A 12,843-nucleotide genomic window follows, 5' to 3' on the forward strand; every position below is an offset into this window, starting at 1 on the left:
AATATTTTAATCGCAAATAATTTTATAATTTCATAAGATTTAAGCAGCGTAGGGAATTTAGTTTCCTGCGCTGCTATTTTCTATAATAGCCTGATTAATTTTTGATTGAAGACGGTCAATTTGCATAGCTGCAACTTGCCTTGAAAAAACAATAATCCATCCTAGAAATAGTAGGCAAGATAATGCTTCAACATTAGTAAGAGTATTGTGACCGTGCATCCACTGATTTCCTGCCCAAGCTGTAAGAACAACAGCTAAATCAGAAGCTACGTAGAATGTGCGAGAAAGGCGAGGGGCTAACCAAGGCAAGCATACAAGCATTGTACAAATTAATCCAGTTACGCCTCTAGCGCACAAGTCATGAAGAAAAGGATGAGGAGTATATCGGAAAGTTCCTATGCCAATAAAAGCAATACCGCCTAAAATAAGCAAAGTAGCCATAATAGTTGTGCGAGTTTTGAAATGACGCGTACGCTCTTCATTATTGTGCTGCAATATTTCGCGTTGGGTTGCAACAAATTCTGTAACAGCAAAGTAGCTTGTTATGATAATACAAATTCCAGATAGTACAAGCGTTGCGTTGAACATGCTGGCTGCAAAAGTGGTTCTGTCGCCAAGCTGGGAAAAATTATTGTTATACCAGTAAGGATCATCCGTGGTAAGACCTGCAGTTGCAGCGCCTGAAATAACGAATAGAGGAAGCAGGGAAGCTACGGTTTTAGCTTCAAGAAGCTCAGCTTGAATAAGTGTTGCGTAACCAACAATTCCAGATAATGCTGAGCATAATACCGGCAAATAATTGTTCATTGCAGATTTGCCAATAATACTGTTGATGATGGAAAGCAAAGCAAAAGACATAAGAAACATTGTCGCGCCATAAATTGTAGAAAGCGCTGTAATTTCAAAAGTATGTTTTACTATGCGAATCAGATGGTGTCCGGTAAATTTTTTATTAGTACGCAAATATCCAATAATAAAAGCGCCAATGCTGCACAAAGCCACAATTCCTGAGGCTGTAAGGAAAAGTCTTTGGCTAATTTGCCAAAATGCTGGCATAAGCAACATGTACATGGACATAATAACCATTGCGAATGATGCGCATACAAGAAATGCTATTAATCCCATTGCTTCAGTTCGCTGGAAACGTCCCATATTTTAGCCCCTTTATCTTGTAACTAATTACATTGTACAGTTTGCACTAAAGTCAAGCACGTGTAAAAATTTTATACACGCCACGTGTGTCGAAAATTTGCATTTGTCGGCAAAGTGCGCTATTGTATTTGATTGTGCTTGGAGCTGGTTAACAGTTCAAAAGCCTCGGGGTGTAGCGCAGTTTGGTAGCGCGCCTGCTTTGGGAGCAGGATGTCGCAGGTTCGAATCCTGTCACCCCGACTTTTTTATATCTAGTGAAATATTTTAGTCTGATTGCAAAATATCAGTTCACATATCAGTACATATTAATAGATAGTATTCATAGTATGAGCGATATTAACGATACTGTGGATTGTGCTACTTGTTGGGAAGCACCGTATTCTAATCATCAATTAAAAGCTTGTGTTGAAGTTCCTGGTAGTAAGTCCTTGTCAAATCGTTATTTAATATTGGCTGCAATAGGTACAAAACCTGTAGTTTTACAAGGATTATTGCGCTCTAGAGACACTGAGCTTATGATTAACGCTTTATCAGTATTCGGCGTTAAATGTGAATCACTAAATGAAGAGGGCACAAAACTGCGTGTAATTCCGCCAGAAGACGGAATTTTTAGAGTTGAGGATAATGCTGAAGTATATTGCGGACTAGCGGGAACTGTAATGCGTTTTGTGTCTGCTCTAGCATTGTTTGCAAATAAACCTGTGCGATTTGATGGAGATAAGCAAGCCTATGTTCGCCCTATGAAGCCGGTACTTGATGCTTTAGAACAGCTTGGTGCTCATGTTGAGTATCACGGCGAAACTGGTTTTTTGCCGTACACTATTATTCCTCCTAAATCAGTAGAACTTAAAACTCGAAATGTGGAAAATATTGTTTGCATTGATTCCTCCGCATCATCGCAATTCATTTCAGCATTATTGCTAATTGGTTCTCGCATACCTAACGGTTTGTATATTGAACATATTGGTAAAAATTTGCCGAGTATGCCGCATATTTTAATGACAATAGATGATGTGAAAAAGGCTGGTGGCACAGTCCAAATGATAGAGCCTATTAGTTGGGCTGTTTTGGAATCAAAATTAGTTTTGCCAAATACTGTCGTTGTTGAACCAGATTTGTCTAATGCTGCGCCATTTTTAGGGGCTGCTTTAATCTCAGGAGGCATAGTTAGAGTTCCAAACTGGCCTAAGCGCACGACTCAACCTGGCGGATTGTTGCCGGCAATACTTGAACGTATGGGTGCTGTTGTTAATTTTGAAGAGGATGATACAAACACTGGGTCTGGAGTTCTTTGTGTAGAAGGAAATGGTCGTATTCATGCAATTCCTTCTTTAGATTTAAGTAAAGCGGGGGAGATTGCTCCAAGCATTGCAGCTATTCTTGCTTTTGCAGATGGAGTAAGTCAGTTGCATGGTATTGCTCATTTACGCGGACATGAAACTAATCGTTTAGAAGCTTTAGTTAAAGAATTGAATAGAGTCGGTATTGGTGCTAAAGAGCTTGAGGATGGCATCAGTATTGAGCCAAGTGATTATGTGCATGGGGAAGTTATGGAAACCTATGCAGATCATCGCATGGCAACGTTTGCAGCAATGCTTGGATTGCGCATAGAAAATGTAAGAGTCAAAAACATTGCCACAACTAGAAAAACAATCCCAGATTTTCCAGGAATGTGGCATAAAATGCTTGAATAATAAATAATCCCGAGCCTTTTTGACCCGGGATTATTCGTATCTATTTATTTGTTTGTTCTACGCTGTTAAGCGCCAACGATTTAGTGCTTGAACTTGTTGCCGTAGGTATCTTCACCAGCTTCAGCAATAGCTGCAGCCTTGCGTGCAATAGCCAACTCTTCGTTCGTTGGAATTACAGCAATAATTACAGAGCTGTCTGGAGTGGAAATAACGCGTGGCTCCTTAGAGCGAACCAAGTTCTTTTCCTTGTCGAGCTTAACACCGAATGGCTCAAGCTTTTCGCATACGCGAGCGCGCACGATTTCGTCGTTTTCTCCAACGCCTGCTGTGAATGTAATGACGTCAACGCCACCCATTTGAGCAGTGTAGTTACCAATGTAGCCAACAATACGGTGTACGTATACGCCGAGAGCAAGCTTAGCGTTTTCGTCGCCTTCTGCGATGAGCTTGTGAATATCGCGCAAATCGCCGTGTCCAGTCATACCCATCATGCCGGAACGCTTGTTGAAGAGAGTGTCAAGTTCGTCCACGTTCATGTGAGCGTTACGAATAAGGTGGAAGACTACTGCTGGATCAATATCGCCAGTGCGTCCGCCCATCATCAAGCCTTCGAGTGGAGTTAAGCCCATGGAAGTTTCAACTGGCTTGCCAGAAATCTGGGCAGAAGCAGAAGCACCGTTACCAATGTGCAAAACAATCTGCTTCAAACCTTCTGCAGGCTTACCAACAACGCTTGGAACAACAGAGCCAATGTATTCGTGAGAAGTGCCGTGGGCGCCGTAGCGACGAATATGATAGCGGTCTGCAATTTCCTTATTTAAAGCATAAGTTGCTGCAACCTGTGGAAGATCATGGAAGAAGGAAGAATCGAATACCATAATCTGTGGAACGTCTGGCAAAAGTTCAGTCATGACTTCAGCGCCAACAGCCTCTGGGCCGTTGTGAAGTGGAGCCAAAACTGCCAAATCCTTAACCTTATTGATTGTCTTCTCATTGACTAATGCAGGCTTAGGGAAAGTCAAGCCACCCTGAACAACGCGGTGTCCAACTGCCACAATACCAGACTCGGAAAGCTTTGGACCGTATTCTTCGAAGAAACCGAGTACGCGCTTTAAGCCCTGCTCGTGGTCATGAACTGGCTCATCGAACTCATGCTTTTCGCCATTGAATACGTGCTTGTAGTGGCCGTCAACTGGCTCGCCAATCTTCTCAACGATACCGGAAGCGATGCCTTCACCGCTTTCCAAGTCAACGAGCTGATACTTAATCGAACTGGAACCAGAATTGATAACAAGAACGGTTTTTGCCATGTGGGCATCCTCCATAAAGTATTGATAAGGCTTGTAAATTGCCACGCTCTAGTTTACCGTTAAGTTCCTACAATACGGAGAGTTATTTTGTGTCATAACAATCTAAAATATGTGAAGAACATTAACAGCTTATTTTTTATTTATTTTATAGCTTTCTGCACAAAATTTTATTCTCGCTGAGCTTCAATAGCTGTTAAAGCAACAGTATTAATAATATCTTGTACTAAAGCTCCTCGAGATAAGTCGTTTACAGGCTTATTTAGACCTTGTAAAATAGGGCCAACTGCCAGTGCTCCGCTGGAGCGTTGCACTGCTTTATACGCAATATTTCCTGCGCATAAATCAGGGAACACAAATACATTCACGTGACCTGCAATAGGATTATCTTTTGCTTTTGCTGCAGCAACTGTAGGAGACCAAGCTGCATCAAACTGAATAGAACCAACTACGGCTAAATCTGAAGCTTTTTCTTTTACTATTCGCGTTGCTTCTTCTACAGTGTCAACATCTGGGCCTTTACCAGATCCTAACGTTGAATAAGAAAGCATTCCAACTTTAGGATCTAGTCCGAATGCTTCAGTAGTATTCGCAGACTGAATCGCAATATCTGCCAGCTGTTCTGCGTTCGGGTTTGTGTTAATAGCACAATCTGCAAATACAGCTACGTGATCTTTAAAACACATAAGAAATGCGCCAGAAACCAGCTTGGAACCGGGTTTTGTTTTTATTACTTGTAATGCTGGTCGCACAGTATTTGCAGTGGAATTAACAGATCCAGACACAAGACCATCTGCTTGTCCAAGTACAACCAGCATAGTGCCAAAATAGCTTGCGTCGCTAAGTTGTTCTCTCGCTTGTGATTCAGTCATTCCTTTCTTTGCTCTTAATTCGCAAAGTTTTGTAATCATATGGCTAAGCATTGCTTCATCACTCATAGATTGGAAACTTGCTTTGCAAACTGAATTAAGATTTAATTCTTCAGCACGTTTCAATATTGATTCGCGCTCGCCAACAATAATAAGATTCACAATATCGCGTTCAAGCAAGTAATCTGCCGCTTTTAATATGCGATCTTCTTCACCCTCTGGAAGAACGATTGTTTTTTTCTGTTCTTTTGCTTTTCCTAAAAGACTGTATTGAAAAGCGTATGGTGTAGTTGGAGCGTTGAATGGCTGGTGTAGCGCATTAAGAATATCTTTTTCTCTAATGCAGTTTACGAATATTTCTAACGAGCTATTTTTGTTCTCTTCGTTTATTTGAGGAAGTACCCATAATGGTGTTTTGCTTATTCTAGTTTCTTGTTCGCAAGAATTTGCGCAATTTCTAGCCGTATAATCTTTCATCAATTCAGCGCCAAGTTCCTCAGAACAGTCAGTAACAAAAACGCCCAAAATTTGCGTGCAAGCATTCATAATACAAGCGTTGGCAGTATTGATAGTTTGTAAGATTTGCTCTGAATTTCGTCCCTTTGCGCAAACGGTTAGAAAAACAGGTGAAGCTAAGTCTGCTGCAACAGTTGCGTCAAAAGCAAATAAATCTGGATCATATATAGGGCTTGCGTCGCTTGAAACAATAACAGAAGCTTGAGCGGATGTTGCTTGTAGTACTTCATTGTATCTTGCAACAATATCTCCGCGAACTGTGTCTTTATTTGTTCTGACTATTTCTGGAGTGGTTGCAATAACTTGCTCTACTTTCGCTGAAGTATTTGCAATACCCAAAAGTTGTTTAGTAAAAGTGTCATTGGTTTGAGCGCATGGGCGAAAAATAGTAGTGGTGTAATTGTTAGACAGAATATGTGTTATTCCGAGTGCCACAGCATTTCTGCCGTACATATCTTCGTTGCCAATAATCGTTACATTAATATGTGACACGATGCGTTCTCCTTTGATACTTCGTGTTGTGATGTTAGGTTTCATATTGTAAAAATTAAATTACTTAAGTTTTACAATATAACCAAGCTTGTTCTATTGTACGGCTTTTTGTTTTTATACACGCACATAGTAGTAATTCTTCAATATAAATTTTGATTCGCTTTTTTATTTAGCTTACATACAAATTTATTTTTTTTTATATACAAAACGGGAGCCAACCTTTCGATTGACTCCCGAAATGTTTTTTAGCTAACCAGTTTTAGCTTTATCAGCTTAAAACTACTCGTTATCGCCAGCGGTTGCGGCGGTAGCGGTGACAGCGCCTGGCTTGTCGGTCTTAACGCCTGGCCATACCCAATCGGTGTAGTCTGGGTGATCGTAGCCCTTGTCAACAGCGAACTGGAAGGCCTCGAGACGGAAGTCTTCGAGCTTCTTGATTTCGTCTGCGTACTTATCGGCGTCAACCATGCGCAAAGCTTCAGCGGTAAGCTCGTAACGATCCATGTCGTTAACGCGAACCATGTCGTATGGCGTGGTGGTGGAGCCCTGCTCCTTGTAGCCATGGACGTTGAAGTTGTCGTGGTTTGGACGATCGAAGATCAAGCCGCGAACGTCATGTGCATAGGAGTGGTAAGCGAGAAGGACTGGCTTGTCAGCGGTGAAGAGCTCAGTGAACTCTTCGTCAGTCAAAGCCTCGTTGTTTTCCTTAGCGGACTGCAACTTGAGCAAGTCAACAATGTTAACGACCTTGAACTTAACGCCAAGCTTGTTCAACTTGTCGGCAGCGGCCATCAATTCCTGCTGTGGAACATCGCCGATACCAGCGAGAACAACCTGAACTTCGTCATTGTTCTTAGCGTTGGAAGCCCACTTCCACTCAGCAGCACCCTTCTCGAGCTCTTCGCGAGCTTCGTCGAGGGTCAACCAAGTAGCAGCTGGCTGCTTACCAGCGAAGATTGCGTTGATCATGTTGGTGGACTTGTAAACCTTCTCACCAACAGCGAGCAACATGTTGGAATCTACTGGGAAGTAAATGCCGATAACGTGATCGTTGTTGAAGGTCTTGTTCAAGAGCACGGAGGTTACGCCTGGATCCTGGTGCGAGAAGCCGTTGTGATCCTGACGCCATACGTGAGAGGATACCAACAAGTTCATGGAGGAGATTGGCTTACGCCATGGAATCTCACGAACTGTAGCTTCGAGCCACTTTGCGTGCTGGTTCAACATGGAGTCGATAACGTGTACGAAGGACTCGTAGGAGCTCCAAATGCCGTGACGACCGGTGAGCAAGTAAGCCTCGAGGAAGCCTTCCATCTGGTGCTCGGAGAGCTGCTCGGTTACCTGACCGGTAACTGCCATGTGCTCATCGACTAATTCGGAGAGGTAGCCTGCGTCCCACTGCTTGTTGGTTACTTCATAAGCAGCCTGCAAACGGTTGGAAGCGGTCTCATCTGGTCCGAAGATACGGAAGGAATCTGGGTTGTTCTTGATTACGTCGCGGGTGTAAACACCAAGGCGACGGGTAGCTTCGAGCTGACCCCAGCCGTGACCGAATTCCTTAACTTCCTTAACCTCATAATCGTCAAGGTTTGGAAGCTTAAGATCTTCGCGGATACGACCACCGTTGGCGTTTGGATTCTGGCCAATACGGAGTTCGCCCTGTGGCATGAAGGAAAGAACGTCTTCCTTAATGCTGCCATCTTCATTGAAGAGCTCTTCAGGCTTGTAGGACTTCAGCCAGTTCTTCAAAACCTCGAAGTGAGCTTCGGTGTCGCGAGCAGATGCCAGTGGCACCTGGTGTGCACGCCAAGAGCCTTCAGTCTTCTTGCCGTCGATGAACTTAGGGCAAGTCCAACCCTTAGGGGTGCGGAAGATGATCATTGGGTAGAATGGACGGGTTACGTCGTTGGTCTGAGCTTCAGCCTTGATATCGCAAATCTCGTCGAAGATGGTCTCGAACATGTCGGCGAAGCGACGGTGAATGGACATGTGATCCTCATCGTCGAAGCCAGCAACGAACTCGTATGGTTCGTAGCCCATACCGTGGAAGAACTCGTGAAGCTCTTCGTCGGAAATACGGGAAAGAATAGTTGGGTTAGCAATCTTGTAACCGTTCAAGTGCAAGATTGGAAGCACGATACCATCGGTACGTGGGTTGACAAGCTTGTTAGACTGCCAACCAGTAGCCAAAGGACCGGTTTCTGCTTCGCCGTCGCCGACGATTGCTGGAACGAACAAGCTTGGGTTGTTCATGACAGCGCCGTAAGCGTGGGAGAGAGCGTAACCAAGCTCGCCACCTTCGTGGATAGAACCTGGGGTCTCAGGAGCGAAGTGAGAAGGAATACCACCTGGGTAAGAGAACTGGCGGAAGAACTTCTGCAAACCAGCTTCGTCCTTGGTGATCTTTGGATAGTACTCGGTGTAAGTACCGTCGAGGTAGGACTGAGCAGTACCAGCTGGGCCGCCGTGGCCTGGACCCATGATAATCACAGTGTTCTGCTGATGCTCAGCAATGAAACGGTTAATGTGGCCAATAAGGAAGTTAAGGCCTGGAGTGGTGCCCCAGTGACCCACTAGACGATGCTTAACGTCTTCGCGAGTAAACGGCTCCTTCATTAGAGGGTTGCTACGAAGATAAATTTGGCCGATTGAAAGATAGTTGGCAACACGCCAGTACTTATCTACGCCTTCGATAGCAGCCTCGGAAACTGGAGCGTTGAGCTTCTTCCAAGGTGTGCCAATAACAGGACTCGTCATGTGTACTCCTGTACTCAAGCACTTTTCAGTGCAATTTGATCATTACCATTTGGTTATAGAGTCTGGAAAACAAATGTATTACAGCTCTTTTTCCATCCGTTTCAGTATAGTGCCAGCGTCTGACTTTTGTTCGTTTGGTTACTTCTTCGTGCATTTGTGTTGAAAAAATGTGTGATTATGTGCGCAAAAAATTAGCCATTTGTATAGATTATGTTACATTTTATGTTCGTTTTTTGCTTTATTGTTCAGCGTTTCGCACAAAAATATATCATGGGCTTCTATTTACCTACGTAATTTATATATCCTTATATTCAATCTTGGGTGTTTTGTTATTTGCAACGTCGCAAAGCTTCACTATTATGAATTGAATCGTGTCAGAACATATATATAAGGAGAATCATGGCAAAAGGACCAGTGCTTGTCGTTGATTTTGGCGCTCAATACGCTCAGCTTATTGCTCGTCGAGTGCGAGAGGCAAATGTGTATTCAGAGCTTGTTCCGCACTCTATGCCAGTTGACGAAATGCTAGCTAAAGATCCTCAAGCTATTATTCTTTCAGGTGGTCCTGCTTCTGTTTATGAACCGGGTGCTCCTGATATTGATCCAAAAATTTTTGAAGCGGGTGTTCCTGTTCTTGGCATTTGCTATGGCTTCCAGGTAATGGCTCATGAACTTGGTGGAGATGTAGATAAAGCTGCTCTTGGTGAGTATGGTAAAACTTCTGCGACTATTGATGATTCTGAAGGCTTGCTTACAAATTCTCCTGTTGAGCAAAATACTTGGATGAGTCACGGTGTTGCTGTTAAGCGTGCTCCAGAAGGTTTTAAGGTATTGGCTCACACAGAGGGTGCTCCTGTTGCTGCAATGCAGGATGAAAGTCGCAAACTTTATGGAGTTCAGTGGCATCCAGAAGTAAAGCACACTCCATTGGGTCAAGAACTTATTTCTACATTCTTACATAAGTGTGCAGGATTAGATAATAATTGGAATCCTTCTAACATTATTGAGGATCAGGTTGCTAAGATTCGCGCAGAAGTTGGGAATGCGCAAGTTATTTGTGGTCTTTCTGGTGGAGTTGATTCCGCGGTTGCTGCAGCTTTGGTGCATAAAGCAATTGGTGATCAGCTTACTTGCGTTTTTGTTGACCACGGTTTGCTTCGTAAAGGTGAAGTTGAGCAGGTTAAGCATGATTTTGTTGAAGCTACTGGCATTAAGCTAATCGCGGTTGATGCTGAGGATGATTTCTTGAATGCTCTTAAAGGTGTGAGTGAGCCTGAACAAAAGCGCAAGATTATTGGCGAAAAATTCATTCGTACTTTTGAAAAAGCTCAGCGTCAAGTTATTGAAGAAGCTGGTAAGACTGGAGCGGAAGTTAAGTTCCTTGTGCAGGGAACTCTTTACCCAGATGTTGTAGAATCTGGCGGTGGAGACGGTGCTGCAAATATTAAGTCGCATCATAACGTTGGCGGCTTGCCAAAGGACTTAAAGTTTAAGCTTATTGAGCCTTTACGCACGCTGTTTAAGGATGAAGTTCGCGCTATTGGTACTGAGCTTGGACTTCCAGATGAAATTGTTTGGAGACAGCCGTTCCCAGGCCCAGGATTGGGAATTCGCATTGTTGGTGAGATTACACGCGAGCGATTAGCTGTGCTTCGCGAAGCAGATGCAATTGCTAGGGAAGAGCTTTCTAAAGCTGGATTGGATCGTGACATTTGGCAATGCCCAGTTGTATTGCTTGCTGACGTTCATTCTGTTGGTGTTCAGGGTGATGAGCGCACGTATGGTTCTCCAATTGTTTTGCGTCCTGTAAGCTCTGAGGATGCTATGACAGCTGATTGGTCTCGTGTTCCTTATGATGTGTTGGCAAAGATTTCTACTCGAATCACAAACGAATGTCGTCAAATTAATCGTGTAGTGCTCGACGTAACTTCTAAGCCACCTGCCACGATTGAGTGGGAGTGACAGTTTTTGATGAGAATTATCGACTGAAATATAAACATATGCTTATACAGTAAAACATATGTTTATTTTCATTAAAAACTGTAATAATTACTGTTTTTTATAAAGCACTTCATGAAAATGGAGTGCTTTTTTCTGTATATCGGTGTGTCGAATTTTCTAAAAACAGGTAAATTTTCGAATTTTATCGATATTTAATGAATATTTTAGTAGTAAATACTGTTGTATTTAATTGTTTATAATGTTTAAACGATATAATGAATTTGACATGAAACAACAGTATGAGCTGTAACAGTAGTTGTTGGCTGGGTGTAAAAACTACTGCTCGTAGTAGCTCTTACTACTTTGCTTCATTGCGGAACCGTGAATTTTGTAAGTGTAGTTTTACTGTGCTACGAAACTAATCGTGTATCTCGAATAGTTTCGCCTACGGTATCGTTTGCGAAGTTTGTAAGATATTTTGCCGCCAATAATTGCGTAATCCGCTCAAACTATATCGATTAATATGGTAAGGAGAGTTACGTGGACGGAATTCTGTCAGTACTGCTCGATATTTTCAGACAGCCATCTGTTATAGTTGCGCTTATTTCTTTTATTGGGCTTGCAGTGCAAAGAAAGAGATTCTCGGATATTTTGCAAGGATCAATCCGTACTCTTGTTGGTTTTCTTGTTTTAGCAGCTGGTTCTGGAGTTATTACTGAAGCGTTGAACCCATTTGGCAAAATGTTTCAATACGCATTTCATGTGCAAGGCGTAGTTCCGAATAATGAAGCAATTATTGGAACTGTTTTATTGAAGTATGGCTCTGAATCTGCGCTTATTTTCTTCTTTGGAATGATTGTTAATATTATTCTTTCTATTACTTCTCGTTTTAAATTTATCTATTTAACGGGTCACGTAGCTTTCTATATGGCAAGTATGCTTGCAGTTATATTTAATGTTGCAGGCTTTAGCATGTGGGAAGTTCTTTTATGGGGCGCAATTGCTCAAGGATTGTTTACGACAATTTCTCCAGCACTGGTGCAGCCGTTTATGAGAAAAGCTTCAGGCAAAGATGATGTTGCTTTAGGTCATCCTGCTGGTACTGGTGTTGCTTTAGGTGCGTTAATTGCAAAAATTACTGCTTCAAAAAAGCGTCCTTCTAAGTCAACTGAGGATATTAAATTCCCAGCAGCATTGGGATTCTTGCGTGATACAACAGTTCTTATCACGCTTTCTATGGCTGTTATTTATATAGTAGTGGCACTTTTTGCTGGATCTTCGTATGTCGAAACACATTTATCTAATGGTCAAAACTTCATTGTTTTCGTTATGTTGAAGGCTGCAACTTTTGCTGCAGGTGTTTATATTATTCTTGCAGGCGTGCAGATTGTTCTTGACGAAATTGTTCCAGCTTTTAAGGGAATATCGGAAAAGCTTGTTAAAAATGCTCGTCCTGCTTTAGATGCACCAATGACTTTTGGCTTTGCTCCTAATGCTGTTCTTATTGGTTTCTTAGCTAGTTTCTTTGGCGGTTTGCTTGGAATGACGCTTATGGCGGTTTTGGGAACGACAATTATTATTCCTGGAATTGTTGCGCATTTCATGGCTGGTGGTGCTGCAGGAGTATTCGGTAATGGCCAAGGTGGAATACGTGGTTGCTTGACTGCATCATTTATTAATGGTCTTTTTATTACTTTCCTTCCGTTGTTCCTTTTGCCAGTGCTTGGCGATTTGGGAAGCGCAAATTCTACATATTCTGATGCGGATTATGGCGTATTTGGTGTAATACTTGGTCACGTAAATATTGTTGGCGGCCGTACTGTTCTAATTTCTGTAATACTTATTGCGCTAATATTGTTCTACTCTGTCTCAATATTTATGAATAAACGCGATTCTAATAATTTTGAAAAAGTTGAAGAAATAAAATAAGTAAGGAAAATAAAAACACAATTAAATAATTGTGTAGAAATATAAAAATTAAAAATTTTTTTACTCATTTTCTTATTTATTTGTACATTTTATTGTATGACTGGTAGGATAACAGAGTTATTAGTTTTGCATAAGCCGTTGTTACTACGCTGTGTTTTACACAAACTAGTATCAACGGCTTTTCAT

Annotated in this window: 7 protein-coding genes and 1 tRNA gene; 4 read left to right on the forward strand and 4 right to left on the reverse strand. The window is 42.2% G+C overall.

From position 1 onward, the window contains the following. Window positions 1-57: 57 nt before the first annotated feature. Window positions 58-1,152, reverse strand: coding sequence for an ABC transporter permease (locus ACJV7B_RS00900; protein WP_419388722.1), 1,095 nt, complete (start codon window positions 1,150-1,152; stop codon window positions 58-60). A 166-nt stretch (window positions 1,153-1,318) separates the two neighbouring features. On the opposite strand from ACJV7B_RS00900, the gene ACJV7B_RS00905 reads away from it, so the two are divergent. Both ACJV7B_RS00905 and aroA read left to right on the forward strand, forming a co-directional pair. Further along, window positions 1,319-1,392: transfer RNA gene (locus ACJV7B_RS00905), tRNA-Pro, on the forward strand. Window positions 1,393-1,478: 86 nt separating this feature from the next. Continuing rightward, window positions 1,479-2,846, forward strand: coding sequence for a 3-phosphoshikimate 1-carboxyvinyltransferase (gene aroA / locus ACJV7B_RS00910; protein ID WP_116793952.1), 1,368 nt, complete (start codon window positions 1,479-1,481; stop codon window positions 2,844-2,846). An 80-nt stretch (window positions 2,847-2,926) separates the two neighbouring features. On the opposite strand, the gene ACJV7B_RS00915 is transcribed toward aroA, so the two are convergent. The 3 genes from ACJV7B_RS00915 to ACJV7B_RS00925 form a co-directional block, all read right to left on the reverse strand. Beyond that, a complete protein-coding gene (locus ACJV7B_RS00915; protein WP_419388723.1) occupies window positions 2,927-4,156 on the reverse strand; it encodes an acetate/propionate family kinase in 1,230 nt (409 codons plus the stop codon). 167 nt (window positions 4,157-4,323) lie between these two features. Next, complete coding sequence (pta, locus tag ACJV7B_RS00920) at window positions 4,324-6,030, reverse strand: phosphate acetyltransferase (protein ID WP_419388724.1); 1,707 nt, start codon at window positions 6,028-6,030, stop codon at window positions 4,324-4,326. A gap of 279 nt (window positions 6,031-6,309) precedes the next feature. Further along, window positions 6,310-8,787, reverse strand: a complete 2,478-nt coding sequence (locus ACJV7B_RS00925; protein ID WP_016786789.1) for a phosphoketolase — start codon at window positions 8,785-8,787, stop codon at window positions 6,310-6,312. Between the two features lie 399 nt (window positions 8,788-9,186). Between ACJV7B_RS00925 and guaA the strand changes: the two genes are divergently transcribed. Further along, entirely contained in the window at window positions 9,187-10,749 is a 1,563-nt protein-coding gene (gene guaA / locus ACJV7B_RS00930) for a glutamine-hydrolyzing GMP synthase (RefSeq protein WP_419388725.1), read from the forward strand. 519 nt (window positions 10,750-11,268) lie between these two features. Continuing rightward, window positions 11,269-12,657 (forward strand): PTS ascorbate transporter subunit IIC, encoded by a 1,389-nt coding sequence (locus ACJV7B_RS00935; RefSeq protein ID WP_419388726.1) that lies wholly within the window; start codon window positions 11,269-11,271, stop codon window positions 12,655-12,657. The last annotated feature ends 186 nt before the right edge of the window (window positions 12,658-12,843 follow it).

Source organism: Gardnerella bretellae, from assembly GCF_048545135.1.
Lineage (GTDB): Bacteria > Actinomycetota > Actinomycetes > Actinomycetales > Bifidobacteriaceae > Bifidobacterium > Bifidobacterium greenwoodii.

Coding starts and splice junctions, on each gene's coding strand:
- ACJV7B_RS00900 (WP_419388722.1), bottom strand. CDS start 1,152: ATGGGACGTTTCCAGCGAACTGAAGCAATGGGATTAATAGCATTTCTT.
- aroA (WP_116793952.1), top strand. CDS start 1,479: ATGAGCGATATTAACGATACTGTGGATTGTGCTACTTGTTGGGAAGCA.
- ACJV7B_RS00915 (WP_419388723.1), bottom strand. CDS start 4,156: ATGGCAAAAACCGTTCTTGTTATCAATTCTGGTTCCAGTTCGATTAAG.
- ACJV7B_RS00925 (WP_016786789.1), bottom strand. CDS start 8,787: ATGACGAGTCCTGTTATTGGCACACCTTGGAAGAAGCTCAACGCTCCA.
- guaA (WP_419388725.1), top strand. CDS start 9,187: ATGGCAAAAGGACCAGTGCTTGTCGTTGATTTTGGCGCTCAATACGCT.